This is a genomic window from Pseudomonas sp. UMAB-40, assembly GCF_900095275.1.
Lineage (GTDB): Bacteria > Pseudomonadota > Gammaproteobacteria > Pseudomonadales > Pseudomonadaceae > Aquipseudomonas > Aquipseudomonas mandelii_B.
On the sequence record NZ_LT607552.1, the window covers coordinates 24,657 to 47,273 of the forward strand.

Sequence of the window (22,617 nt, forward strand, 5' to 3'; positions counted from 1 at the left end):
CAGGTTCAGGTCGTCGACCACCCGCGCCCAATCGGCGTCTTCACGCAATTGTTCTTTGAGGAAGCCTGCTTGTTGCGGCGTCCAGAACTCGGCATCGATGAGTTTCTTGTCGTCGGCCAGCGGCGAATGGCTGGCGATGAAATCGTCAATGGCTTTCTCGCTGGAGTCCAGACCGAGCTGGTCGAACAAACCTTTCAAGTCGTGTGTAGGTGAATCCATCTTCATCTCCTTGCGGGTCGCGATCTGAGGTGCGGCTTCATGGCATCTGAGGGGGCCGCGCTTCAGGAGTTCGATTGCGATGTGGGGAAGCAGGAGAGAGCATAGACTGCAAATCCGCCGATCAGGCTTTCAATGCACCTTCATCGACAGCCGTTTTCAGAGCCTGGGCAGCTTCTTTGGCGGCGATGGCAGCGACGTCCGAGGTCTTGAACCAGCGATCCTTCTCGACCTGGTGATACGTCACCGTGGTCAACGGCGGTTTGGCACGCATGACAATGACTGCCTGGAATTCGCCTTCGACCTCTCTGGCTTCGCCCCGGATAAAAAATTCACCGATATCAAATTCCGTCACGTAGCTGCCTTCCCTTGGAAATATATTGTTGTGTTGAATGCCGTCCGTCCTGGGGACGGATTTCATTGGTCGGGCAGTATGGCAGCAGTTGCCTGCCGGCGGCTGAGTTAAGTCGCCGGCATGACGAAACGTCTATAGACATGAAGGCAGGCGAGCGCGTCAGAGGCGAGATTCAAGTGAGCGGGCAAGTGCGCAGGCTTCGTTATGGCAGCCACGGAAACCTCTTACACGACCCGTGGAAATGTCCTTGATATGGAAGAAGGCGTTACCGGCCAGCACGACCTGGAAGCGTGGCAGCAGTAGGCTTTCAGGCTGCAATTGATGCGGCTGGAACGCCGTCGGGTGCAACGGGGCGTAATTGTTTGCGCGCGCTGTCTGGGGGGAAGCGAAATGAGTCATGGTGCACATGTGAAGTCCTTTTCATTGTTTTACCGACGTGTGTACGTCGTTTTGGGTAGTCTCGGTGAGCATCGCTGCTCTAGAATCACCTGCATTGGTGGGCGAACGGTGTTCATCTAAAGCAATTTTTTACTTGCGATATGTCGGAAAAGTGCTTTTTTTAGAGAGTTTTTTCCCTAAAGTTGGTAATCCGGTTTCCTCTGGCTGCAAGAAGGGCGTTTTCCTTCAACATCTGACGACTTTCACAGAGGACGGCGCGAGCGATATTCCAGTAATCTCACTGACCTCGCGAGGCATGAGCGCTCAGCTCGGCTCAAGATTTCAACCCGGGTCTTACGGCAACACTTCGGCATGGCCGCTTTTTTCTGCTGTGCGCTTTTTCTGCGTGCGGCATCATTTTCAGATGTGGGGATGTTTCCTTGGCAGTAAGTAATCTCGTTATGCATGCTTTGTTCGTGCTGGGTGATTTGCGCGCAAAGCTGGTTAAACAGTTCCAGTCACGTTTCGTTTACATCACCGAACAGAACGCTGAAGGCATTTATATTGCCGAAATCGACACCGAAGAGGCGCTGGTGGTCGACGACAAGCCAGGGCTGAAGCTCAAGGTCGGCGATCATTTCAGCGCTTCGGTTCTGCCCAGTCGTGAAGGCGGCAAGCTCGACATCAAGTTCCGTGAAATCAAACTGACGGTTTACGGGCTGGGCGATTACGCCTTTGTCACCACCGCAGAGGGTCACGCGATTGTGTTCAAGGAAGGTCATAGCGTGGTGATGGTCTTCGCCGCGCACCAGCAGTTGCAGGAAGGCCTGACCAAAACCCTGAAAGCCGTGACCGCCAAAGCCGCCAAGTGGCGCAAAGGCGAACTGATCACGTTCAAGGCCAGCGAGTAATGACCCTGACCCGCGCCGATTTCCACGAGCAGAACCAGGCCAGTGCGCACGTCGAAGCCCGACGACTGTTCGAGCACAAGGCTGTTCTGCAGGGAGGCTGGCTGACGTGGGTGGCGTCACAGATTTACACGCTGCGCCCGGCGGCTTACGCCTGCATGGTAAGAAGAGAGCTGGCACGCTTGCAGGAAACTTCCGAAAATTAAATCACACCCCTCGAAAGCAGGAACCTCTACTACAGTCAGTTGACTGAGTATTCAGAGGCTTGCGGTCTTCTGTCAGGCCATCCTGCTATTGCTGTGAACAGCACGAGGTGCAAAAGCATGAAAGGATTTCGACGGTTGTTGGCCGTTGCCCTGGCCACGTTGGGGGTGTTGAGTTCGCCCGTTCCGGTATCCGCTGCCCAGGCGCCGATCCACTTTGCCGACCTGAACTGGGAAAGTGGCAGCCTGATCACAGACATCCTGCGGATCATCGTCGAGAAGGGCTACGGCCTGCCGACCGACACCTTGCCCGGGACCACCATCACCCTGGAAACCGCCTTGGCCAACAATGACATTCAGGTCATTGGCGAGGAGTGGGCCGGTCGCAGTCCGGTCTGGGTCAAGGCTGAAGCCGAGGGCAAAGTCGTGAGCCTGGGCGATACGGTCAAGGGCGCGACTGAAGGCTGGTGGGTGCCGGAATATGTGATCAAGGGCGACCCGGCCAAGGGCATCAAGCCACTGGCTCCAGGCTTGCGCAGTGTCAGCGACCTGCCTAAGTACAAGGATGTGTTCAGCGATCCGGAAAGCCCGGGCAAGGGGCGCTTCCTCAACAGCCCGATTGGCTGGACATCGGAAGTGGTGAACAAACAGAAACTCACGGCTTATGGCCTGAACGACAGCTATGTGAATTTCCGCAGCGGTTCCGGCGCGGCGCTGGATGCAGAGATCAGTTCGTCGATTCGTCGTGGCAAGCCGGTGCTGTTTTATTACTGGTCACCAACGCCGCTGCTCGGGCGCTTCAAGCTGATTCAGCTCGAGGAGCCGCCCTTTGATGCCGAAGCCTGGAAAACCCTGACGGACGCTGACAACCCCAATCCGAAACCGACGCGCTCACTGGCCTCGAAGCTGTCGATTGGTGTGTCTACGCCTTTTCAGAAGCAGTACCCGCAGATTGCCGATTTCTTCAGCAAGGTCGATTTTCCGATCGACCCCTTGAACAAGGCGCTGGCTGAAATGAGCGAGAAACACACCCCGCCACGTCAGGCGGCGCAGGCGTTCATGAAGGCGCATCCTGAGGTGTGGCAGGCGTGGGTGCCGAAGGATGTGGCGGATAAAGTCTCCGCCAGTCTTCAGTGACTATTGTGGTGAGGGAGCTTGCCACAGGATTGGTGGCTGGCATCTGATCCTGTGGCATTCCGACAATGCTTTTAAAACCGGGTCTGCACCGCCAATTCAAAAGTCCGCGGTGTCCCGAGGTAATACGCTGGCGACACATGCGCAAACTCGGCATACACCTCATTGGTCAGGTTTCGCACCCGGCCGGTGACGGTGGTGTGCCGGTCGACCTTGTAACTGAGGAACGTGCCGTAAAGCGTGTACGACGGCACCGTCATGGTGTTGGCGCTGTCGGCAAACACCGAGGCCACATACCGCGCATCGACACCCCCTTGCCATTGCGGTGCGAAGTCATAGGTCAGCCACAGATTGCCGACCCGGTCCGGCACGTTGGTCGGCGTGTTGCCCTTGCGTGAAACCACCACGCCGGCCGCATTCTTCTCGGTGAACTCGTCGTACTGCGCGTCAACCCATGCGACGTTGCCCTCGGCCAGCAGCTTGTCGGTGATCTGCAACGAGCTGGCCAATTCAATCCCCTTCGACGTCTGCTGACCCACTGGAATGCTGAGGGTCGGGTCCAATGGATCAGTCACTGCGAAATCCTTGCGCTCAATCGTGTACGCCGCCACCGTTGCCGAACCGCGCCCGTCCAGATAATCGAGCTTGCTGCCGACTTCCCATTGCTTGCCCGTGGACACGTTGAAATCCTGCGTGCCGTTAGGCTGTTCGGCGGCGGTGCTGTATTGCACGTAGACATTGGCGGACGGAATGAACTGGTAGGTCAGGCCGACCCTGCCGGTCACCGGATCCCAGCTGCGTTTCAAATGCCGGGGATTGCTGGCGGTCACTGCCCGGTGATTGGTCACGTCCAGATCGATATCGTCATAACGCACGCCGGTCAGTAACGCCAGTTTGTCGGTCAGCGCCAGGCGGTTTTCGGCGAACAGGGCTTTGGTGGTGACCTCGTTGGTCTTGTCGCTGACAAACCCCGGTCGGGTGCCGGGGATGTCATAGAAGTGCCCTGGCTGAAAGTTGTTCGGGTCGACGGTGCTGGCGCCTTTGACGTTCAGCGGCGAGTTGGTGGTCTGGTTGACCTTGTACTCGAAACCGCCAGACCAGGTGGTGTCCAGGCCAAACAGCGTGTTGTCATGGCGCAGTTCGAACTGGTTGCCGTTCTGCTCGCCCTGATGCCGGACCTGATACGCCGTGGAGCGATTCACCGCGCTGTTGTCGGCGTTGTACTGATAGGTTTCCAGGTTGCCGTAATCGCGCTGACTGTCGAGGTGGTACAGGGTGTTGCGCAAGGTGGTGCTGTCGTTGATCCGGTAGTCGATGATCGAGCGAACCCAGATCGTGCGTTGCTCGTAACGACCGTCTTCAACGTTGTAGTTGTTGAAGCGATTGTGCTTGTCGATCTTCAGCTCGCCGGCCTTGGGGTTGAGCACCGGCGTGCCCCAGTAAGGACTGTCTTCGTGCTCATCCTGATATTCCAGCGCCAGGGTGTGGGACAGGTTGGGCGTCAGGTCGCTGAGCAGCGAGAACGCGACGCTCCAGGCATCGCGCTCCTGACGGTCGATGTAGCCATTGCCGGTGTTGTGGCTGACGTCGAGCCGCGCGTAGTGCTGCACATCGGCGTCGGCTTCGCTGAGTGCGTGGTTGAGGCCGAACGCAGTCTCGGTGGTGTCATAAGTCCCGTAGCTGACGCGACCTTCGACCGCTTGTTCTTCACGGGTCGCCAGTTTGGTCACGTAGTTCAATGAGCCGCCCACGGAACCGGCGCCATTGATCAGCGACGACGGGCCGCCCACCAGTTCGACCCGATCGTAAATCCACGCATCCACCGGCCGGGCGAGGCCGCTGGAGACGTTGATGCCGTTGAACATCTGGGTGATCTGGCTGCTGGTGAAACCGCGGTAGGAGATGAACCCGCCGAACCCCGGCGGTGCGCTGGCATTGACGCCGGGCAGGGTGTTGGCGGCGTCCTGGAAGTTTTGCGCGCCGTGGCGCTCGATGTCGTTGCGGTCGGCGATGGCCACCGAGGCGGGGGTTTCACGCACGCTCAGGCCCAGACGCGAGGCCATGCCGCTGGATTGATCAAGGCTCAACCCCGGCTCATCCGTCGCTTCGCCATCAATGGTAATGGGTGCGAGGTCGACGGTGGATTGCGCCCAGGCGTTTACAGACAGGCAGCCGCACAGGCTGGCCAACAACGGGCTTACTAACAAAGAAGCATGTTTCATCGATGAATCCTGAAGACTTGTCTAGGAAACAGCGCACAGACAAACGCCACGCGTTGGCGCAGTGGGCTGATCGGAAAAGGCGAAGAACTTCAGGCGAAAGGCGGGGCGCGAGGATTGGCCGAGGGCCAGGTGAAGCGGGCAGGGAGGTCGGCATTGGCGACGACAGCCAAGGGCGGGCTGTGTTGCTCCGGGAGGATCGCCAGCGTCAGGCTGGAGTTGAGCGCCGGGCCCATGCCGCCGGTGGAACATAGCGGGCAGCCGAAGGCTTTGGACAGGGTCGGCAGGTTGTCTTCGGAGGTGTTCGTTGAGGCCGGTGCCTGGGTGGCCGGATCAACCGAACAGAACTGGCCGCCGACGCCATTGAGTTGCATCCCGACCATTTGCCCGTGACCAATACTGCAGGCAAACACGTTGAACAGGACACAGCAATAAAGCATCCACGCTATCAATGTGCGGTCAGTTCGGGCGAGTTTCATGGAGCGGCACTTTACCACCGTCGATGACAAATACCCTTACAAAATCGTTCAATGAGGTTCATCCTGCTGCGACATTTCACGCTGGATGTCTGAATATGAGCCTAATGGTCGCGCAATGGATTGCTGCAATCTTTCTCTTGATCAGCCTGGTCCATTTGTACTGGGCGGCGGGCGGCAAGCTGGGGAGCGAGGCTGCGGTCCCGCGAATATCGGCAGAGGGTGGCGGGGAATCCAGGCCAGCGTTCAAGCCGTCGGGGTTTGCCACGTTGCTGGTCGCGGTGGGATTGCTGTTGATCGCGATGCTGGTGTGCCTGCGGGTCGGTTTGTATTTGCCGACGGTGCATCACCGGTCGCTGCAATGGGTGATCAGCGCCATTGCGATGCTGATGTTTGCCCGGGCGATCGGTGATTCGAATCTGGTGGGGTTCTTCAAGCAGGTCAAGGATTCTAAGTTTGCCCGGCTCGACACCTGGGCGTATTCGCCGCTGTGTGTGGTGTTGGGGGCGGGGTTGTTGGCTGTTGCCTGGATCTGAGTCGTTGCTGAAATAGCCATCGCGAGCAGGCTCGCTCCTAAAAGGGAATGCGTTCCACTGTGGGAGCGAGCCTGCTCGCGATGAGGCCCGGTCAAACAACACAAACTTCCAAACCTAACTCCCGCTTTCTGTGCGCCGACTGCTTACTTCAGCCGGCACATCATCCCCCGCCATGCGCTTGCGAAACAGCGCCGCCCGTGCCAGCAGCAACGTGGTCACCGGTACCGTGATCGACAACAGAATCGGAATCAGCCAGGCGTGCAGCACCGGCCCGGATTTGAGCGCCGAAAAGTAAAAGATCGAGGCCAGCGCCACGCACCACGCCCCCAAGGTCGAGGCCAGTGCCGGCGGGTGCATTCGCTGGAAATAATCCTTCATCCGCACCAGGCCGATGGCGCCGATCAGCGCAAACAGACTGCCGAGCACCAGCAGGATCGCCACCGGAACTTCAACCCACAGAGACAGTTCCGCGTTCATTCGATCACCTCGCCACGCAGCAGGAATTTGGCCAGGGCAAACGAGCCGACGAAGCCGAACAGGGCGATCAGCAGCGCCGCCTCGAAGTAAGTGTCACTGGCATACCGAATGCCCAGCGCCAGCATCATCAGCATCGCGATGATGTACAGGTAGTCCAGTGCCAGAACCCGGTCCTGGGCCGACGGGCCTTTGAAGAGACGAATCAGGGTCAGGATCATCGCCAGCGAAAAGATGAACAGGCTCAGCAGGATGGCGTTCGACAGCAATTCGCTCATTCGAAGATCTCCATCAAGGGGCGCTCGTAGGTCGCCTTGAAATGCTCGATAAACAGCGCTTCATCATCCAGATCGAACACGTGCAGCAACAGAATGCTGCGGTCCAGCGCCAGTTCCGACCAGACCGTCCCGGGGACCACCGTGCAGATCATCGACAGTGCCGCGAGGCCGTTGGCATCGCGCAAGTCCAGCGGGACCTTGATGAAGCGCGAGCGCGGTGGACGGCGACCGGCGTTGAGCACGCCCCAGGCCACGACGAGGTTGGACACCAGCACGTCACGACCGACCAGGAAGAACAAATGCAGGATCACCCCCGGACGACGAATACGGATCGGCAGCGGCCGCAGCTTGCGCATCATCAGCGGCGCGCAGAACCCCAGCACCGCGCCGAGCAACAGGTTGCCGGGGCTCATCGACAGGTTCAGCACCAGCCACAACAGCCACAACGCCAGCGACAACCACGGTGCCGGAAACAGACGCCTCATGGCTGCACCTCCAGCATCGCCGCCCTGGCTTCCGGGCTCGGCACCACACGCGTGCCCAGCACCGCCATGACGTATTGCTGCGGATTGTTCAACGCATCAGCGGCCGCCTGGGTGTAGCGCATCAGGGGTTCGGCCTTGAAGGTCAGCGCAACGCTCAGCCCCAGCAGGACGATGATCGGCACGCACTCGAAGCGTCGCAGTAACGGTGATGGCCGCTCTTCGGGGGTCCAGAAACGCTGGATGCCCAACCGCGAGAAGGCAATCAACGACGCCAGTCCGGACAGGATCAGCAACGCCAGCAAACCCCACGCCGCGTTCGACACCGGCACATCGGTGCTATTGCCCAATCCCAACGGGTTGAGCAGGGCACTGAGCAAGCTGAGTTTGCCGATAAACCCGGACAACGGCGGCATACCGATAATCAGCAGCGAGCAGGCAATAAAGCTCAAGCCAAGGAAGGCCATGGTCCAGGGAATCACCTGGCCGACCACGGCTTTCTGTTCGTCATCGAGGTTGATGCCCTTGGGCGGTTGCAGGGATTCCATCGGCCGAGGCAGCAGGTCGCCGTCGTCGAACAGCGGCATTTCATTGGCCGAACGGGAGCGCTCGATCAACTCGGCCAACAGGAACAACGCGCTCAACGCCAGGGTCGAGCTGACCAGATAGAACAGCGCAGCGCCGATCAGGTTCGGCTGGGCAAAGCCGATGGCCGACAGCAGAATCCCCGCCGACACCAGAATGCTCAGGCTGGCCATGCGTTCCAGCCGTTGTGCGGCGAGGATCGCCACGCCGGCGCAGACGATGGTCGCCATGCCGCCGTAGATCAGCCAGTCGCCACCAAAGTACGCCGACGCCCCGGCCTGGCCGGAGAACAGCAAGGTCCAAAGGCGCAGCAAGGTGTAGACGCCGACCTTGGTCATGATCGCGAACATCGCCGCCACTGGTGCGCTGGCGGCGGAATAGGCCGGCACCAGCCAGAAGTTCAGCGGCCACATCCCGGCCTTGGCCAGGAACGCCACCGCGAGAATCCCCGCGCCGGCATGCAGCAGGCCGCGATCAGCCTCCGGGACCAGCGGGATTTTCAGCGCCAGGTCGGCCATGTTCAGCGTGCCGGTGACGCCATAAATCAACGCCGCGCCGATCAGGAACAACGACGACGCCAGCAGGTTGATCGAGATGTAATGCAACCCCGACGACACCCGCGCCCGGCCCGAACCGTGGAGCATCAGCCCGTAGGAAGCCGCCAGCAGTACCTCGAAAAACACGAACAGGTTGAACAGATCCGCCGTCAGGAACGCGCCGTAGAGGCCCATCATCTGAATCTGGAACAGCGCGTGGAAACTCGAACCGGCACCGTCCCAACGGGCCATGGCGAACAGCAAGGCGCTGACGCCGATGATCCCGGTCAGCACCAGCATCAACGCCGACAGGCGATCGACCACCAGCACGATACCGAACGGCACCTGCCAGTTGCCCGGCAGGTAGACGCCAATCGAACCAGGTACGCCAGTGGTTTGCGTCCATTGCAGCAATAGCACGGAAATCCCCAGGCCCAGCAGGCTGGAGAACAGGTTGATCTTGGCTTTCAACGGACGGTGTTTCTCGCCCAGCATCAGCATGATGGCGGCGGTCAGCAGCGGCAGCAGAATCGGTGCGGCGATCAGGTGCGTCATCGCATTCATTCTTTAGGCTCCCGGCCATCGACATGGTCGGTCCCGGTCAAGCCGCGCGATGCCAGCAGCACCACCAGAAACAGCGCGGTCATGGCGAAGCTGATCACGATGGCGGTCAGCACCAGCGCTTGCGGCAAGGGGTCGGTGTAATGCAACAAGTCCTGCGGCACGCCGTCCTTGATGATCGGCTCCTTGCCGATGAACAGGCTGCCCATGCTGAAGATGAACAGGTTGACGCCGTAGGACAGCAGGCACAGGCCCATCACCACCTGAAATGTCCGTGGCCGCAGGATCAGCCAGACGCCGGACGCGGCGAGGACGCCGATGGCGATTGCGATGACTTCTTCCATCAGACGGCTCCTTTGGTGGCGACGGATCTGGGCAGTGCCGCGGTCTTGTGACCCCGGACCGACTGGTGAGCGAGGGCGGTGAGGATCAACAGCGTCGAACCGACCACCACGGCGTACACGCCGATGTCGAAGAACAGCGCACTGGCGACGTGAATGTCGCCCAGCACTGGCAGTTCAAAATGCCAGGTGTGGGTGGTCAGGAACGGATACCCGGCCGCCATCGCGCCGAGCCCGGTGACCGTGGCGAACAGCAGGCCGGTGCCCATCCAGCGCAGCGGCCGCAGGCTCATTTGTGCCTCGACCCACTGGGTGCCGGCGACCATGTATTGCAGGATGAAGGCGACCGACATCACCAGCCCGGCGACAAAACCGCCACCCGGTTGATTGTGCCCGCGCATGAACAGGTAGAAGGACACCACCACGGCAATCGGTAGCAGCAGGCGAACCAGCACTGCCGGGACCATCATGAAACCGAGTGCGGTGTCGCTGGCCTGGCGCGGGTTGACCAGGTCGGTGACCACGTCGGGTGCTAGCAGGCGTTGCTGGGCCGGCAACTGCAGGCTTTCTTTCGGCGGGCGGAAGCGGCGCAGCAGGGCGAAGACGGTCAGGGCCACGGCCGCCAACACGGTAATTTCACCGAGGGTGTCGAAGCCACGGAAGTCCACCAGCATCACGTTGACCACGTTGCTGCCGCCGCCTTCGGGCAGGGCGCGGCTGAGGTAGAACGAAGAAATATAGTTGGGCGTCTGGCGCGTCAGCATCGCGTAGGACAACAACGCCATGCCGCCGCCGACCACGGTCGACAGCAGCAAGTCGCGGATACGGCGGATGCGTGCCTTGCGCAGGGTGCTCGGCAGCGGCGACACCTCTTCGATTCGCCGCGGCAACCAACGCAAACCGAGGAGGATCAGTACCGTGGTCACCACTTCAACCACCAGTTGTGTCAGCGCCAGGTCCGGCGCCGAGAACCAGACAAAGGTGACGCAGGTCATCAGGCCGCAGACGCTGACCATGGTCAGGGCCGCGAGCCGGTGATACTTGGCCTGCCACGCTGCGCCGAGGGCACAGGCAATCGCCAACAGCCAGAGGGTCACGAACACGATCGAGCCCGGAATCTTCGGTCGATCACCCCAGCTCAGGCTGCTGTGGAGCATCGGGATCAACCCGGCCAGCACGGCGGCGAGCACCACCAGGAACAATTGGGCTTGCAGGCGTCGGGTGCTGATCCGCCGCTCCAGCCGACGGGCCAGGCGCATCATGACCACCAGGCTACGTTCGAACAGACGCTTGCCGTTGAAGCGGCCAATGAGCGGTGGGTATTTGAAAAGTCCGCGCTTGAGCTGATTGCGTAGCAGCAGGTAGAGCACGATGCCGCAGGACATGGCGATCAGGCTCATGATCATCGGCGCATTCCATCCGTGCCAGATCGCCAGGCTGTATTCAGGCAAGGTGCCGCCCACCACTGGCAGGGCCGCCGCGGACAACAACGGGCCGACCACCTGCGCCGGGAAAATCCCCACGACCAGACAGGCGAACACCAGCAACTCCACCGGTGCGCGCATCCAGCGTGGCGGTTCGTGCGGGGTGTGGGGCAGGTCGGTGGCGGTCGGGCCGAAGAACACGTCGACGGTGAAGCGCAGCGAGTAGGCGACGCTGAACGTCCCGGCGATGGTCGCGACGATCGGCAAGGTCATCTCGACCCAGGCCGTTGCATTGATGAACACGGTTTCGGCGAAGAACATCTCTTTCGACAGGAAGCCGTTGAGCAGCGGTACGCCGGCCATCGAGGCGCTGGCGACCATCGCCAGGGTGGCGGTGAACGGGATCAGCTTGATCAGGCCGCTGAGCTTGCGAATGTCACGGGTGCCGCTTTCGTGGTCGATGATCCCGGCGGCCATGAACAGCGAGGCCTTGAACGTGGCGTGGTTGAGGATGTGGAACACGGCGGCCACGGCGGCCAGTGGGCTGTTCAGGCCCAATAGCAGGGTGATCAGGCCGAGGTGGCTGATGGTCGAGTAGGCCAGCAAACCCTTGAGGTCGTTTTGGAACATCGCGCAGTACGCGCCAAGCAACAGGGTGCAAGCCCCGGCGCCGCTGACAATGTAGAACCATTCTTCACTGCCGGACAGCGACGGCCAGAGCCGCGCGAGCAGAAACACCCCGGCCTTGACCATGGTCGCCGAGTGCAGATAAGCCGAAACCGGAGTCGGCGCCGCCATTGCGTGGGGCAGCCAGAAGTGGAAGGGGAATTGCGCACTTTTACTCAAGGCGCCGATCAGGATCAGGGGCAGCAGGATAGGGTAGAGAGCATGTGCGCGAATCAGATCGCCGGCGGCCAGGACCTTGTCCAGGTCATAGCTGCCGACCACATGGCCGAGCAGCATGACCCCCGCCAGTAGGCACAATCCGCCTGCGCCGGTGACCATCAGCGCCATATAGGCACCGCGTCGCGCATCGGCGCGGTGGTGCCAGTAGCCGATCAACAGGAATGAAAAGAGGCTGGTCAGCTCCCAGAAAAACACGATCTGGATCAGGTTGCCGGAGATCACCAACCCGAGCATCGCGCCCATGAACGCCAGGAAAAACGCAAAGAAGCGCGGCACCGGATCGTCCGGCGACATGTAATAGCGGGCGTATAAAGAAACCAGCGTGCCGATGCCCAGCACCAGCATCGAGAACAGCCAGGCGAAACCGTCCATGCGCAGCACGAAGTTCAGGCCCAGGCTGGGCAGCCAGAAAAATTCTTCACGAATGACGCCGCCATCGGCGATTTGCGGGTACAAGAGGGCAACCTGGACGGTGCCTATCAAAGCCACCAGGCCAGCCAACAAAGATTCGGTATTGCGCGCGTTGTGTGGCAGCAAAGCCGCCAGACAGCTGCCGATAAAAGGCAGAAGCAGTAGAACTATCAGGGACATAGGCTTCTAATCTGCGGAAGTTTGTGAAGCATCATACGTGCCAGCTCCCGGATCACCAAACGCGAAGCTGTCGCAGAATCCTTCAAGGTAGACGAGAAAAGCCTTGTTTACATTGTTTCAAGGGAGTGCCACTTCATTGATCGTTCACACGCAGAGCGTGGGAACGATCAGTGTTCGGTTTCCTGTACCGAATCTTCTTCAACTTCGGGTATTGCCTTACCCTTGGTCTTCAACTCACTCACAATCACCGCCGCAACAATCAACCCCGCACCCACCAACGCAATCGCCGGCAACCGCTCCCCGGCAATCCGCCCGACAATTCCGGCCCATACCGGCTCCCCCGCATAAATCAACGTCGCCCGGGTCGGCGAAACGCTTTTCTGCGCCCAGTTCATCGCTACCTGAATCGCCGCACTCGCTGCACCCAGGCCCAACGCGGTGCTCAACAGCAACCAGGAAAAATCCGGAATCACTTCCTGGGTCGGCACCACCATCAGGAACGCCAGCAACGACGTGGTCGCCAGTTGCACTACCGTCACCCGCCGCACATCGACCTGGCCGGCATAGGTGCTGATCAAAATGATCTCCGCTGCAATCGCTACCGCACTGATCAGCGTAGCGATTTCACCGGGGCTGAAATTGAACGAAGCGCCGGAAGGTCCCGACAGCAACATCAACCCGGTAAACGCCAGCATGATGCCGATGCTCGGCATCAGCCCCGGACGCCGCCCCAGCACCAGCCATTGCAGCAACGGCACGAAAGGCACGTACAGCGCGGTAATAAACGCCGACTGACTGCTGGGAATGCTCTGCAAACCCACGGTCTGCAAGCCGTAACCGAGCATGATCGCCACGCCGATAAAGGCACCGGCCTTCAATTCGAACAGGGTCAGGTCCCGCAGCTGACGCCAGGAGAACAGCGCCACAATGATCGCCGCCGCGGCAAAGCGCAGGCCGACAAAAAACATCGGCCCGCTGACGGTCATTGCATGCTGCACCAGCAAGAATGTCCCGCCCCAGACCATGGTGATCAGCACCAGCACGCACTCGGCCTTGCTGAACCGCGAGAAACGGGAAGAAGTGTGAGAGGCATTCACAGACGTCATGACCTTGCGCGCTACCTGAGGGGGACGCACAATGCGCCGAATGTTGCGCAGTATACTGCCCAACCCCACCGAGTGAGCAATATAGTGCACAAAGATTCTACCCCACGGGCTTCGGTCCTCCAGCACGTCAGCCAGAACGTCCGACGCCTGCGCCATGCCGCCGACATGAGCCAGACCGCGCTGGCCGAAAAGTCAGGGGTCAGCCGGCGCATGCTGGTGGCGATCGAGGCCGGCGAGAAGAACGTCAGCCTGACCACCCTCGACCGCGTGGCAGAAGCGCTGGACGTGGCGTTCAGTGATTTGATCCAGGCGCCGGATGCCCGAGATCCGAGCCGTATCAACGAAGTGGCCTGGGCCGGTACGATCCCCGGGAGCAAAGCCGTTCTACTGTCCAAAGCCACCGCTACTCGCGAAGTGGAGCAATGGGAGTGGTGCCTGCAACCAGGAGAAATCTACCCCTCGCAGCCGGATGCCGAGGGCTGGAGTGAGCAGATCTTTGTATTTGAAGGCTGCCTGACCTTGATGCTGGGCGACACGCCGCATGAGATCGCCGCCGGCGAGTTCTACATGTTCCCCAGCAACCAGCCGCATGCCTATCGCAATGATGGGGTTGTGGCGACGCGGTTTGTGCGCAACGTGGTGATTTGACTTCGGACTATCGCTCATTGGAAACGATGAGCGACCTGGTCGCCATTGGCCGGGCGCTGATGACACGTCCTACTTTGGTACTGCTTGATGAACCCTCCTTGGATTTGGCGCCTATTATCGTCCAGGAGATTTTCGAGATCGTCGCGCAACTCAATCGTGACGAGCAGGTGAGCTTCCTGATTGCCGAGCAAAACATTAACGTGGCACTCAACTACGCATCGACGGCCTACGTCCTCGATACCGGCCGAGTGGTGCTGTCCGGGAGCAGCGAGTCGTTGCTGGCGCGGGGCGACCTGCACGATTTCTATTTAGGTAAACATTGACCAGTGAGAACGCCATGACTCAAACCCAACGCGCACAGGCGACCGACGCCATCCGCCACGCGGACATCCTGATCGTCGGCGGCGGCCTCAGCGGCGCGATGCTGGCGGCGCAGTTGTTGCGCTTGCCTGGCAAGCGTTCGGTGCTGGTGATCGAGCCGCGCGCGGAACTCGGCCGGGGCGAGGCGTACAGCGCGGTCGAGCTGGGCCATACGCTCAACGGTAATGCCGCGCGCATGAGCGTCGACCCTGACAACGCCGATGACCTGACCCAATGGCTGACCGGGCACATCGCGGCCGGTGGTTGGCCGGAGTCCGATGAGCAGCATGTGCCGGTCAGCGAGTTGTTTCCGCCGCGAGGGCTTTTTGGGGTGTACGTGCAGCAGCGCCTGGCGGAAGCGCAAGCGGTGGGGATGGTGAACGGTTCAACGGTCGAGCATGTGTGGGCCGAGGTGGTTGATCTGCAAACCCGCGACGACTCGGTGCTGCTGACCCTGAGTGACGGGCAACGCTTGCAAGGCGCTTACGCGGTGCTGGCCACGGGGATGTTTCCCGCTGCGCGCACACCGCAAACCGAATCCAGCGGTTTGAACGCGGCGGCGCTGGATCCGTGGGATGTCGCGGCCATGCGCCAGCTGGACCCGCAGTCGACGGTGTTGATCATCGGTTCGGGCCTGACCATGGTCGATGCCGTGGTGTCGCTGGAGCAGGCCGGGCATCGCGGGCCGATCGAAGTGTTTTCCCGGCACGGCTTGCTGCCGCACGTGCGCCGGCAACCGCCGGCCTGGGTGGATTTTCTCGCTGAGGATCAGCGCATTCGCACGCCTCGACAGCTGGTGCGCGAACTGCGCCGGCATTGCCGGGACGCCCTCGCGCAGGGCATCGACTGGCAGGCGCCGCTCGATACCGTGCGGGCGCATATCGGCCGGTTGTGGAATCAGGCGACGGACGTACAGCGCCGACAGTTTGTGCGGCATGTGCGGCCCTGGTGGGAAAGCCATCACCACCGCTCGCCGCCGTTGAGTGCCGAGCTGGTGGCACGGCTGCACGAGGAAGGGCGGTTGCGGATTCAGGCGGCGTCGTTCAAAGGGCTGGAGTCGACGGTCGAGGGGCAGGTGAGCATCCGCATCCGCCGTCGTGGCGAGGTTGAAACCACGGTGGTCAGCGGCGCAGCGTTGATCAATTCCAGCGGCATCGAATACGACTGGCGCCGGGTGGCCCGACCGCTGCCGCAGCAACTGCTGGCGCGCGGGCTGATTCGCCCGGGGCCATTGGCGTTGGGGATTGCGGCGGCGGTTGATGGCGCCGTGCTGGACGCTGACGGACAGGTCGCCCAACGCCTGTTCGCCATGGGCCCGCCGTTGCGCGGCATGTGGTGGGAAAGCACGGCCGTCACCGACGTGGCCAGCCAGGCCAAAGCCCTCGCCGAACGACTCGCCCATTAGCTGTAGCCGCCGTAGCCGCTGTAGCAGCTGTCGAGCTCGCGAGGCTGCGTTCGGCGACGAAGCCGTCGTAAAACCTGTAATCGCGGTTTACCTGAAACACCGCACAGCTTGATTTCACAACAGCCGCGCAACCAATGCAGCTGCAGCTGCTTCGCACTATCCCAACCCCCTGCGGTCGTAATCTTCACAGGGCGGCGCGTCACTGCGCCGCCGCAACCTTGGAGATCCAATGAGCCAGGACGTCCTGACCACCGAAACCAATCGCCGTCAGTTGCAGCAGATCATCGCCGGTTTGTCCGATGGGGTGATTCTGCTGGAGCTCGATCAGACCATCCTGTGGGCCAATGAAGCCGCGTTGGCCATGCATGGCGTCAGTCGGGTCGGCGAGTTGGGCCTCAATGCCAAGGAATACGCCAAGCGTTTTGCCTTGCGTTATCGCAACAATCACCCGGTGCCACCAGAGAACTACCCGCTCAACCGCGTGGCCAAGCACGAGACGTTTGCCGATGTGCTGGTTGAGGTGACACCGACCGGCGACGAAGAACGCACCTGGGTTCACAACGTGCGCAGCATGGTGCTGGCCGACAGCGCCGGGGAGCCGGAGTCGCTGGTGTTGATCATGGACGATGTCACGGAATGGGCCAGCGCCGAGCAGCGTTTCGAAAAGACCTTCAACGCCAACCCGGCGCCGGCGGTGATCTGTCGTCTCAGCGATTTGCGTTACATCAAGGTCAATGCGGGCTTCCTGGAAATGACCGGCTATGCCCGCGACCAGGTGATCGGGGTTTCGACCTATGAGCTGGACATTCTGGACGGGGCCGAAAACAAAGACCTGGCCATCGAACGTCTACGCGAGCACGCCACGATCCCGCAGATGCAGGCCGAGCTGAGGTTGCCTGACGGCGGCAGCAAGCAAGTGATCGTCGCCGGTCAACCGTTGGAGTTCAACGAGGAAGACTGCATGCTGTTTTCCTTCGTCGACATGGAGCCGCGGCACAAGGCCGAGGTTGCCCTGCGCCAGAGCGAGGAGCGATTTGCCAAGGCGTTTCGCCTGACGCCGGTGCCGACATTGGTTTGCGATGCGCAGGATCAGGTGGTGATCGACGCCAACGAAGCTTTCCTGGATACCCTCGCGTATCCCAGTGAAGAGGTGCTCGGAAAAACCGTTGCAGAGATCGACTTCATCGATGACAAAGGCGCGCGCACCCGCCTGTTTGCGGCGTTGGAAAAGGCCGGAAGCCTGGATCGGGTCGACATCAGGGTCCGCCGCAAAGACTCGACCGTGATTGATTGCACGGTGTCGGCCGACACCGTGAACATTCAGGACAATCCTTGCTACCTGCTGGTGTTGATGAACATCACCGAACGCAAGCGCACCGAGCTGGAACTGGTGTCGGCGATCGAGGAGGTGATGAAAGACGCCTCCTGGTTTACCCGCACGCTGATTGAAAAACTCGCCAACGTGAAGAATATCAACTCGCCGCAATTACCCAGCGTGTCCTTCACCGACCTGACCGCCCGCGAGCGCGATGTGCTTGGCCTGATCTGCGAAGGCCTTGCGGACAAGGAAATCGCAGCACGCCTGAAACTGGCACCGAACACGGTGCGCAACCATGTGTCGACGGTGTATTCCAAGCTTGATGTGCACAGTCGCAGCGAGGCGATTGTGTGGGCGCGGGAGCGCGGTTTGTTCTCCAGCGAGTGGAGGCCGAAGGGGCAGCGATAAGGTGCAAATGCACTAGATGGGGCAGTGCAAATAGATGTTCTGGCGGACGGTGACAATTATTAGTCTGTAACGGTGCGACACAGGTCCTTGACCGGTGTCGTGTCCTCTACGAAACAGCTTAAGGAACAGTCACATGCTTGGCCAATTCAACAGGTTTTCAGTCGATGGGGTCAGCCGGCCCGTGGGTGAATCGCAATGATTTATCTGACGCAATTGCGCGCGCAACTGGAACAGCACTTTTCCCCGCTGGCTTGTGAATGCAGCGTATCGGGTGACAACTCGGTGACGGTGAAACTGTATCACCCGGTGTCGGGGCAGGTGGATCTAGTGGTCAGTGGGTTGAATGTCGCGCACCTCAGGACCCCGGAAGCGATCACGGCGTTGATTGAGGAGCTGCGTTATGAGCTTGAGAGCAATAGTCTGGATCGGCGGTCGGATGCAGTTTCGTAGGAGCTGTCGTTTTTCAGCGTTGAAAAGGGGCTAAGTGCCACATTTGCTGGCATTGGCAGCTGACTAGGCTATAAGAAATGCGAGGGTATTGTTTTCTGTGACCAATCCGCGGCTTCGCGGCAGGGGTGTCGGGTCGCGGAAAGTGTCGATGACTTATCGCGGGACAGCCTATGAACAGTCTTGGGAAACGTGCTTTTTCGCCTTTGTCGCTCGCCTTCTACGTAGCGATTCTCAGCGGTTGCGCCAGTCCGCCACCTCCACCGCCCGCCGCTCCACCGCCTGTACCGCAGCGCACGTGTGATACCACTGAACAAACCGATGTGATGGGCGACGCGAGAGTGACCGAGGAAGTAACCCGGCAAACGACGCTGACCCGTTGCGTCACTCAGTAAGCCAGGGCGACCGCATCGTTGAAGCCCCGTGTAGAAAAAATCGTGTTGGTGGCCGACCTGGTCGGCACCGCGGTGTTTGCCGTTGAAGGCGCGATCAGCGCCATGCGCAGCAACCTCGACCTGCTTGGGGTGATGGTGATTGCGTTCATCGTTGCCCTGGGTGGCGGGGTCACCCGGGATTTATTGATTGGCGCCACACCGCCCAATGCCGTCGCCGATTGGCGCTATCCGGCGCTGGCCTTTTTGATGGGCGGCGTCGCGTTTGTCTTGCATGAACAGGTGCTGAGCTGGTCTGGTTCGACGTTGATCGTACTGGATGCCGCCGGGCTCGCGTTGTTCGCCGTGGCCGGGGCGCAGAAAGCGCTGAATTTTGGCATCTCGCCGTTCGTGTCGATGCTCATGGGCACGATTACCGGCGTGGGCGGCGGCATGCTGCGCGACATCGTGCTGGCGCGTGTGCCGGTGGTGTTGCAGGCCGATCTGTATGCGAGTTCGGCCTTTGTCGGCGCCGCAGTGCTGATTATCGGGCGGCGTTTGGGTGTGCCGCCCGTGGCCTGCGCGTTGCTGGCGGGAGCAGCGTGCCTGGCGCTGCGTTTGGCGTCGGTGAGTTATGGCTGGCAGTTGCCGAAAGTCATCGGTGCCTGAACCTCAGACGTCCTCGATCCTGACCCAGCGTGACTCACTTGCCGCCAACCGGATCGCCGTCGCCAGGCGTTCCACTTCCCACGCTTGCTCAAAGTCAGTTCCGCCCTGTGAATGGCCGGCCAGGGCCATCACCAGGTCATGTACTTCCAGCGTCTTGAGTTCGTTGTATCCCAACTGATGACCCGCCGCCGGGCTGAACGCCGCGTAACCCGGCAGATTCGGCCCGGCGAGCAAGCGCTGGAAACCGTCCTGGCCGGCGCGATACAGCCGCAGCTCGCTCAAGCGCTCCTGGTCGAACGCCAGTGTGCCTTCAGTGCCGCTGATCTCGAAGCTCAGGTGGTTCTTGTAGCCATGCTTGAGCCAACTGCTGCTGAACGTACCGCGTGCGCCGTTGGCAAACCGCAGCAGCGCGTGGACTTGATCGTCGACCGCAATGTGCCGTTGCTCCTGGCTGCCAACCGTCGCAGGACGCTGCCGGTGCACGGTTTGAGCGTCGGCGCACACCGATTCGACCTCGCCCACCAGATAGCGCGCCATTGCCAGCAAATGACTGCCCAGATCCGCCAGCGCGCCGCCCGCGTGCTCGGCATCACAGCGCCACGACCATGGCGAAGCAGGATCGGCCATGAAGTCTTCGCTGAATTCGCCCTGAAAACTGATGAGCTGCCCCAGTTTGCCGCTGTCGATCAGCTCCCTGGCAAGCCCGATCATCGGGTTGTGCTGATAGTTGTAACCCACCCGCGTCACGATGCCCGCGGCGTTGGCGGCCTGTCGCATGGCGTTGGCTTGCTGCAGATTCACCGCCAGAGGCTTCTCGCAATACACCGCTTTGCCAGCCGCGAGGGCGGCCATGGCCATGGGGTAGTGGAGGTGATTGGGGGTGGTGATGGCGACCAGATTGACCCTGGGGTCATCGATCAGCTGTTGCCAGTCGGTGTGAGCGGTTTCGAAACCCCAGGCGTCGGCGCAGTGCCGTGCGCGGTGTGGATCGGCGTCGGCGAGGGCGGCCAGCCTGAGCTTCAGCGGGAGCTCGAACACCGCGCTGACGTTGCGAAAGGCCAGGGCGTGGGCGCGGCCCATGAAACCTGTGCCGATGAGTCCGATACCGAGTTCGCGCATAGCTGGGGCCTTTTGGGATTTTTGTCGTTGGGAAGGCCATTTATGGAATATAAATTCCCCAAATGCAATCGGTGGAATAATAATTCGTTTAACGGTTTGTGTAGGGCATCAGCGAAATGGCGACACGCTATGCGGTCAGGAAGAGGTGCTGGCCGGAGGAGGGCGAGTCATTGGTGGCAACATTCGGTGGACCGCCATTGCTGATCTCTTTTGCCGCTTTGTCAGATCCTGAAATAACTCGTCTCGTATGAGCCGCTCCGAAACATTGTAGGATCTCATCCCCCATTTCTTTCAGGCCTATATGAACACCCTACTGGAACCTCCCAGTTGTTATTTTCAATCTGCACGCGTCCATTCGGTCTCCGCTATTCGGCGCAGGTCCCGTTTTCTAATATCGCTTAACCTCGAAATCCCGGCTGCAGGTTGCTCAGCGGTGTCCTTCTCCAGGACTGACCGTGTCATCTCCAGGGCTTCACCTCCTTGCTTGCCCTCGGTGAAATCTCTCTTTCTTGCGCCTTTCGTCCTGAACATCCAATCCGCTCCGTCGAGCAGGCATTCGTGTGTTTCTGCCATTCACTCATTCGCCCCCACTCTACGAGAGACTGAATAATTCCTATGGAATGGATTGCTGATCCCACGGCCTGGCTTGGCCTGCTGACCCTGATCGTGCTGGAGCTGGTGCTCGGCATCGATAACCTTGTGTTCATTGCCATCCTGGCTGACAAGCTACCGCCAGAGCAGCGGGATCGTGCGCGTGTCATCGGGCTGTCCCTTGCGTTGCTGATGCGTCTTGGCTTGCTGGCCAGCATCTCCTGGATGGTCACCCTGACCGAACCTTTGTTCGAGGTCTTCGACAAGACGTTCTCGGGCCGGGATTTGATCATGCTGTTCGGTGGTGTGTTCTTGCTGTTCAAGGCAACCATGGAATTGCATGAGCGACTTGAAGGGCATGTGACACAACGCTCAGGCAATGCGGCCTATGCGATGTTCTGGCCTATCGTCGCGCAAATTGTGGTGCTGGATGCCGTCTTCTCGCTGGATGCTGTGATCACTGCCGTGGGCATGGTGGAGCACTTGTCGATCATGATGATCGCCGTGATTTTCTCCATTGGCTTGATGATCATCGCGAGCAAGCCATTGACCAACTTCGTCAACGGGCACCCCACCGTCATCATGCTCTGCCTGGGCTTCTTGATGATGATCGGCTTCAGCCTCACCGCTGAGGGCCTTGGCTTCCACATTCCAAAAGGCTATCTCTACGCAGCGATCGGCTTCTCGATCCTGATCGAGCTGTTCAATCAGGTGGCTCGTTCACGCCGCAAGAAGAGCGTGCAAGGTCATCGACCTATGCGTGAGCGTACCGCGCATGCCGTTTTGCGTTTGCTGGGTGGCCACAAGTTGGGAGCCGATGAAGTCGGCGAGGAAATCGCTGACATGCTGTCAGGCGAAGACGCCGAGCAGGTTTTCCATCGACGGGAGCGCGTCATGATCAGTGGCGTGCTGCAGTTGGCGGAACGCCCGATACGCGGTGTCATGACCCCGCGTGCGGAAATCGACCACATTGACCTGGCCGATTCTGCGGAAGATATCCGCAACCAGCTGATGCACTCGCCGTACTCCCGATTGCCGTTGATCCGCGAGGGACGCGTTGATGAGCCATTGGGGTTCGTCCACAAGAAGGAGCTGCTCAAAGAGCTGTTGGCCGGTCACCAGCCCAACCTGGAAACCATTGCCCGTCAGGCCATCAACTTGCTGGACAACTTCACGATTCTCAACGCACTGGAACAGATGCGCAAAGAGTCGACTCACATCGCGTTCGTGGTGAACGAATTCGGTGACTTCATGGGTATTCTGACCATGACCGACATCCTCGAATCCATCGCGGGTGAGTTGCCGGACGCCAGTGAAATCGAAGGCCCGAACATCGTTGCCGAGGAGGGAGGTTTCCTCGTCAGCGGTGCGCTGAATCTCTGCCAGATTCGCGAACACATTGGCTTCCAGGCTAAAGCGACGGATGACTATCAGACGCTCGCAGGGTTGGTCATGAGTTTGCTGGATCGTCTGCCGGTCATTGGCGACAAGCTCAATTGGCAGGAGTGGAGCATGACCGTTGTCGAGGTCGAAGAGCGGCGAGTGACAAGGGTGCGTTTGCGTAAAGAGTGA

At 60.3% G+C, this 22,617-nt stretch carries 23 protein-coding genes and 1 pseudogene; 11 read left to right on the top strand and 13 right to left on the bottom strand.

Annotation, left to right across the window (positions count from 1 at the left end):
• From K0F88_RS02760 to K0F88_RS02770, 3 genes are all read right to left on the bottom strand, one after another.
• Positions 1-219 (bottom strand): DUF2789 domain-containing protein (locus tag K0F88_RS02760; protein ID WP_219093894.1); only part of this gene is annotated, 219 nt, incomplete at its 3' end.
• A 121-nt stretch (positions 220-340) separates the two neighbouring features.
• Positions 341-571, bottom strand: a complete 231-nt coding sequence (locus K0F88_RS02765; protein ID WP_010459643.1) for a hypothetical protein — start codon at positions 569-571, stop codon at positions 341-343.
• Between the two features lie 159 nt (positions 572-730).
• The gene (locus K0F88_RS02770) at positions 731-979 is read right to left on the bottom strand and encodes a hypothetical protein (RefSeq protein ID WP_094467740.1); all 249 of its coding nucleotides are present in this window, start codon (positions 977-979) and stop codon (positions 731-733) included.
• 431 nt (positions 980-1,410) lie between these two features.
• On the opposite strand from K0F88_RS02770, the gene K0F88_RS02775 reads away from it, so the two are divergent.
• From K0F88_RS02775 to K0F88_RS02785, 3 genes are all read left to right on the top strand, one after another.
• Complete coding sequence (locus K0F88_RS02775; protein WP_010459647.1) at positions 1,411-1,860, top strand: hypothetical protein; 450 nt, start codon at positions 1,411-1,413, stop codon at positions 1,858-1,860.
• Positions 1,860-2,063: a hypothetical protein gene (locus tag K0F88_RS02780; protein ID WP_094467738.1), complete on the top strand. Its 204-nt coding sequence runs from the start codon at positions 1,860-1,862 to the stop codon at positions 2,061-2,063. Before K0F88_RS02775 ends, K0F88_RS02780 begins: the two co-directional genes overlap by 1 nt.
• A gap of 117 nt (positions 2,064-2,180) precedes the next feature.
• Positions 2,181-3,197 (top strand): ABC transporter substrate-binding protein, encoded by a 1,017-nt coding sequence (locus tag K0F88_RS02785; RefSeq protein ID WP_219093896.1) that lies wholly within the window; start codon positions 2,181-2,183, stop codon positions 3,195-3,197.
• Positions 3,198-3,268: 71 nt separating this feature from the next.
• Here the strand turns inward: K0F88_RS02785 and K0F88_RS02790 are convergent, their stop codons facing one another.
• Both K0F88_RS02790 and K0F88_RS02795 read right to left on the bottom strand, forming a co-directional pair.
• Positions 3,269-5,416 carry a TonB-dependent siderophore receptor gene (locus tag K0F88_RS02790; RefSeq protein WP_219093898.1) on the bottom strand — a complete coding sequence of 716 codons (2,148 nt, stop codon included), beginning with the start codon at positions 5,414-5,416 and terminating at the stop codon, positions 3,269-3,271.
• 89 nt (positions 5,417-5,505) lie between these two features.
• The gene (locus K0F88_RS02795; RefSeq protein ID WP_219093900.1) at positions 5,506-5,892 is read right to left on the bottom strand and encodes a DUF2946 domain-containing protein; all 387 of its coding nucleotides are present in this window, start codon (positions 5,890-5,892) and stop codon (positions 5,506-5,508) included.
• 95 nt (positions 5,893-5,987) lie between these two features.
• Between K0F88_RS02795 and K0F88_RS02800 the strand changes: the two genes are divergently transcribed.
• On the top strand, positions 5,988-6,425 hold the full coding sequence (locus tag K0F88_RS02800) for a DUF3995 domain-containing protein (protein ID WP_094467734.1): 438 nt from the start codon (positions 5,988-5,990) through the stop codon (positions 6,423-6,425).
• 114 nt (positions 6,426-6,539) lie between these two features.
• Here K0F88_RS02800 and K0F88_RS02805 read toward each other — a convergent pair whose 3' ends face one another.
• The 7 genes from K0F88_RS02805 to K0F88_RS02835 form a co-directional block, all read right to left on the bottom strand.
• Complete coding sequence (locus tag K0F88_RS02805; RefSeq protein WP_219093901.1) at positions 6,540-6,902, bottom strand: Na+/H+ antiporter subunit G; 363 nt, start codon at positions 6,900-6,902, stop codon at positions 6,540-6,542.
• Complete coding sequence (locus K0F88_RS02810; protein ID WP_007935991.1) at positions 6,899-7,177, bottom strand: K+/H+ antiporter subunit F; 279 nt, start codon at positions 7,175-7,177, stop codon at positions 6,899-6,901. Before K0F88_RS02810 ends, K0F88_RS02805 begins: the two co-directional genes overlap by 4 nt.
• Positions 7,174-7,662 (bottom strand): Na+/H+ antiporter subunit E, encoded by a 489-nt coding sequence (locus K0F88_RS02815; protein ID WP_219093903.1) that lies wholly within the window; start codon positions 7,660-7,662, stop codon positions 7,174-7,176. Before K0F88_RS02815 ends, K0F88_RS02810 begins: the two co-directional genes overlap by 4 nt.
• Positions 7,659-9,344, bottom strand: a complete 1,686-nt coding sequence (locus K0F88_RS02820; protein WP_219093906.1) for a monovalent cation/H+ antiporter subunit D — start codon at positions 9,342-9,344, stop codon at positions 7,659-7,661. The genes K0F88_RS02815 and K0F88_RS02820 overlap by 4 nt, the downstream gene beginning before the upstream one ends.
• Positions 9,341-9,685, bottom strand: coding sequence for a Na+/H+ antiporter subunit C (locus tag K0F88_RS02825; protein ID WP_007986256.1), 345 nt, complete (start codon positions 9,683-9,685; stop codon positions 9,341-9,343). Before K0F88_RS02825 ends, K0F88_RS02820 begins: the two co-directional genes overlap by 4 nt.
• On the bottom strand, positions 9,685-12,603 hold the full coding sequence (locus K0F88_RS02830; RefSeq protein WP_219093908.1) for a monovalent cation/H+ antiporter subunit A: 2,919 nt from the start codon (positions 12,601-12,603) through the stop codon (positions 9,685-9,687). Before K0F88_RS02830 ends, K0F88_RS02825 begins: the two co-directional genes overlap by 1 nt.
• A gap of 167 nt (positions 12,604-12,770) precedes the next feature.
• Entirely contained in the window at positions 12,771-13,799 is a 1,029-nt protein-coding gene (locus K0F88_RS02835) for a DMT family transporter (RefSeq protein ID WP_219093910.1), read from the bottom strand.
• On the opposite strand from K0F88_RS02835, the gene K0F88_RS02840 reads away from it, so the two are divergent.
• The 6 genes and pseudogenes from K0F88_RS02840 to K0F88_RS02865 all read left to right on the top strand — a co-directional run bounded on the left by K0F88_RS02840 (position 13,794) and on the right by K0F88_RS02865 (position 19,335).
• Positions 13,794-14,357, top strand: coding sequence for a helix-turn-helix domain-containing protein (locus K0F88_RS02840; RefSeq protein WP_077749709.1), 564 nt, complete (start codon positions 13,794-13,796; stop codon positions 14,355-14,357). The two genes, K0F88_RS02835 and K0F88_RS02840, sit on opposite strands and share 6 nt — an antisense overlap.
• Before the next feature lie 35 nt (positions 14,358-14,392).
• A pseudogene (locus K0F88_RS02845) lies at positions 14,393-14,680 on the top strand (ABC transporter ATP-binding protein); the annotation flags it as partial.
• 14 nt (positions 14,681-14,694) lie between these two features.
• Positions 14,695-16,122: an FAD/NAD(P)-binding protein gene (locus K0F88_RS02850; RefSeq protein WP_219093912.1), complete on the top strand. Its 1,428-nt coding sequence runs from the start codon at positions 14,695-14,697 to the stop codon at positions 16,120-16,122.
• Between the two features lie 229 nt (positions 16,123-16,351).
• Entirely contained in the window at positions 16,352-17,848 is a 1,497-nt protein-coding gene (locus K0F88_RS02855) for a helix-turn-helix transcriptional regulator (protein WP_219093914.1), read from the top strand.
• 195 nt (positions 17,849-18,043) lie between these two features.
• Positions 18,044-18,298 carry a DUF1652 domain-containing protein gene (locus K0F88_RS02860; protein ID WP_094467725.1) on the top strand — a complete coding sequence of 85 codons (255 nt, stop codon included), beginning with the start codon at positions 18,044-18,046 and terminating at the stop codon, positions 18,296-18,298.
• A 410-nt stretch (positions 18,299-18,708) separates the two neighbouring features.
• Positions 18,709-19,335, top strand: coding sequence for a trimeric intracellular cation channel family protein (locus K0F88_RS02865; protein WP_257605172.1), 627 nt, complete (start codon positions 18,709-18,711; stop codon positions 19,333-19,335).
• Positions 19,336-19,338: 3 nt separating this feature from the next.
• Here K0F88_RS02865 and K0F88_RS02870 read toward each other — a convergent pair whose 3' ends face one another.
• Positions 19,339-20,454 carry a Gfo/Idh/MocA family protein gene (locus K0F88_RS02870; RefSeq protein ID WP_219093916.1) on the bottom strand — a complete coding sequence of 372 codons (1,116 nt, stop codon included), beginning with the start codon at positions 20,452-20,454 and terminating at the stop codon, positions 19,339-19,341.
• A 615-nt stretch (positions 20,455-21,069) separates the two neighbouring features.
• Between K0F88_RS02870 and K0F88_RS02875 the strand changes: the two genes are divergently transcribed.
• Positions 21,070-22,617, top strand: coding sequence for a TerC family protein (locus K0F88_RS02875; RefSeq protein WP_219093918.1), 1,548 nt, complete (start codon positions 21,070-21,072; stop codon positions 22,615-22,617).

Bases quoted from the DNA above. Each gene is read 5' to 3' on its own strand.
- K0F88_RS02770 (WP_094467740.1), bottom strand. From the start codon at position 979: ATGTGCACCATGACTCATTTCGCTTCCCCCCAGACAGCGCGCGCAAAC.
- K0F88_RS02775 (WP_010459647.1), top strand. From the start codon at position 1,411: ATGCATGCTTTGTTCGTGCTGGGTGATTTGCGCGCAAAGCTGGTTAAA.
- K0F88_RS02780 (WP_094467738.1), top strand. From the start codon at position 1,860: ATGACCCTGACCCGCGCCGATTTCCACGAGCAGAACCAGGCCAGTGCG.
- K0F88_RS02785 (WP_219093896.1), top strand. From the start codon at position 2,181: ATGAAAGGATTTCGACGGTTGTTGGCCGTTGCCCTGGCCACGTTGGGG.
- K0F88_RS02790 (WP_219093898.1), bottom strand. From the start codon at position 5,416: ATGAAACATGCTTCTTTGTTAGTAAGCCCGTTGTTGGCCAGCCTGTGC.
- K0F88_RS02795 (WP_219093900.1), bottom strand. From the start codon at position 5,892: ATGAAACTCGCCCGAACTGACCGCACATTGATAGCGTGGATGCTTTAT.
- K0F88_RS02800 (WP_094467734.1), top strand. From the start codon at position 5,988: ATGAGCCTAATGGTCGCGCAATGGATTGCTGCAATCTTTCTCTTGATC.
- K0F88_RS02805 (WP_219093901.1), bottom strand. From the start codon at position 6,902: ATGAACGCGGAACTGTCTCTGTGGGTTGAAGTTCCGGTGGCGATCCTG.
- K0F88_RS02810 (WP_007935991.1), bottom strand. From the start codon at position 7,177: ATGAGCGAATTGCTGTCGAACGCCATCCTGCTGAGCCTGTTCATCTTT.
- K0F88_RS02815 (WP_219093903.1), bottom strand. From the start codon at position 7,662: ATGAGGCGTCTGTTTCCGGCACCGTGGTTGTCGCTGGCGTTGTGGCTG.
- K0F88_RS02820 (WP_219093906.1), bottom strand. From the start codon at position 9,344: ATGAATGCGATGACGCACCTGATCGCCGCACCGATTCTGCTGCCGCTG.
- K0F88_RS02825 (WP_007986256.1), bottom strand. From the start codon at position 9,685: ATGGAAGAAGTCATCGCAATCGCCATCGGCGTCCTCGCCGCGTCCGGC.
- K0F88_RS02830 (WP_219093908.1), bottom strand. From the start codon at position 12,603: ATGTCCCTGATAGTTCTACTGCTTCTGCCTTTTATCGGCAGCTGTCTG.
- K0F88_RS02850 (WP_219093912.1), top strand. From the start codon at position 14,695: ATGACTCAAACCCAACGCGCACAGGCGACCGACGCCATCCGCCACGCG.
- K0F88_RS02855 (WP_219093914.1), top strand. From the start codon at position 16,352: ATGAGCCAGGACGTCCTGACCACCGAAACCAATCGCCGTCAGTTGCAG.
- K0F88_RS02860 (WP_094467725.1), top strand. From the start codon at position 18,044: ATGATTTATCTGACGCAATTGCGCGCGCAACTGGAACAGCACTTTTCC.
- K0F88_RS02870 (WP_219093916.1), bottom strand. From the start codon at position 20,454: ATGCGCGAACTCGGTATCGGACTCATCGGCACAGGTTTCATGGGCCGC.
- K0F88_RS02875 (WP_219093918.1), top strand. From the start codon at position 21,070: ATGGAATGGATTGCTGATCCCACGGCCTGGCTTGGCCTGCTGACCCTG.